This window comes from Amycolatopsis sp. ATCC 39116, from assembly GCF_000231075.2.
Taxonomy (GTDB): domain Bacteria; phylum Actinomycetota; class Actinomycetes; order Mycobacteriales; family Pseudonocardiaceae; genus Amycolatopsis_E; species Amycolatopsis_E tucumanensis.
The window spans coordinates 1-1,610 of the sequence record NZ_AFWY03000118.1 but is presented as its reverse complement, the minus strand read 5'-3'; the positions used below and the strand labels follow the sequence as shown (position 1 = coordinate 1,610).

At 71.9% G+C, this 1,610-nt stretch carries 1 protein-coding gene and 1 pseudogene; both read right to left on the bottom strand.

Going from position 1 to position 1,610, the window contains the following annotated elements:
* A partial coding sequence (locus AMY39116_RS0341745; RefSeq protein WP_020423529.1) for a DUF4389 domain-containing protein occupies positions 1-712 on the bottom strand: 712 nt, incomplete at its 3' end.
* 273 nt (positions 713-985) lie between these two features.
* A pseudogene (locus tag AMY39116_RS44475) lies at positions 986-1,443 on the bottom strand (polyphosphate kinase 2); the annotation flags it as partial.
* Between the last annotated feature and the right edge of the window lie 167 nt (positions 1,444-1,610).

The window sequence follows — 1,610 nt, the reverse complement described above, 5'->3', positions numbered from 1 at the left end:
TCGCCGGCTGCCAGTGCTCGGGCGAGGACGGCTTGGTGACCGGCCCCGCCGGGTCGTGCGCGCCCATGTCGAGGCGGAACGGCGGATAGGCGTCGGTCATGAGCGCGGCGTACGCGGCGACCCGCAGCACCCAGCGGTCCATCCCGAGCACGAAGTCGAAGACCGGCTTCGGGTAGCGGCCGCTGAACAGCAGCACGATCCCGGCCACCAGCACCAGGATGCCGACCAGGCCGCCGGCCGCCCAGGTGAACCCGCCGTCGTCGGTGTACCCGAGCAACCAGGTGCCGCCGCCGACGAACAACCCGGCGATGATGTAGTGCGGGATGGCCAGCAGCCACCACTTCACCAGCACCAGCCCGCGCGACAGCCGCTCCGGGTAGTCGATCTCCAGCCGCGCCGGGTAGGCGGGCACGTCGGCGAGCGTGAACGGCGGGTAGGCGTCGGTGCCGAGCGCGCTGTAGGAGTAGAACTGCACGCGCCACGACCAGCGCAGCACGCCGACGTTGAAGTCGAAGATCGCTCGCGGGTAGCGGCCGGTCACTAGGATCGCGAAAAACGCGACCACGGTGAGCACGAAGAAACCGAGCCACAGGAACGAAAGCACCACCAGGTGCGGGATGACCAGCAGCCACTTCACCAGCCACAGCCACCGGGACAGCCCGGTGCCGAGGTTCCCCTCGACCCGGACCGGGTAGGTCATGCGGACGTCCATCGGACACCTCCGGCAGAAGAATCGGTCGAAAGCCCAGGCTGCGCGCGGGGGTGGCGTGGTCACCAGGCACGAAGGTCCCGGGTCCCGGGGCATTCCGGCCCCGCCGCGCGGCGGTCAGGACGGGGCGCTCCGCAGCTGACAGGGAGGAAGCCCGCAGGATCGTGGTCGCTGGCGCGGCGCGCGGCCTCTGACGTCATGCTTGCGCCGTTCAGCAGCGGGCGCTCACAGCGTGCCGGCGTGGTCCGGGACGTAGCTGGCCGGGTTCGCCGCCGGGGACAGCTTCCACCGGCGCATCGGGTCGTCCAGCCGGGCGCGCATGCGGCGCTCCTGCTCGTCCTGGCTCACCGAGAACCAGTACTTGCGCAGCAGCACGCCGTCCTCCAGCTGCGGTCCATCAGCACGATCTCCCCGGCGGCGGGCAGCTGCGCGACGTACCGCGGGAAGTACCACTCGCCGCGTTCCCGCTCGTCCGGCCTTGGCAGGGCGACGATGCGGGCCACGCGCGGGTTGACGTACTCGGCGACCCGCTTGATCGTGCTGCCCTTGCCTGCGCCGTCCCGGCCCTCGAAGATCACCACGAGCCGCCTGCGTTCGGCGCGCACCCACTCCTGGATCTTCACCAGCTCGCCCTGCAGCCGCACCAGCTCGCGCCGGTAGGCCTCCTTGCGCAGGCTCACGGGACCACCGCCACCGGACGGGGTGCGCGGTGCCTGGCCCCGCTCCCGCGGCAGCCAGGGTCGCGCGGCCTCACCCGGGGAGCCCTTCGGCCCTTCCCGGCTCCTCGACCACCGTGGTCACCTCGTCCGCGGACCGCCGCGGCGCGGTCGGCGTCGGGAAGCCGAAACCCAAGCGCAGCAACGTGTGCGGCTCACCCTCGTCCCGGAACAGGGCGGCCAGC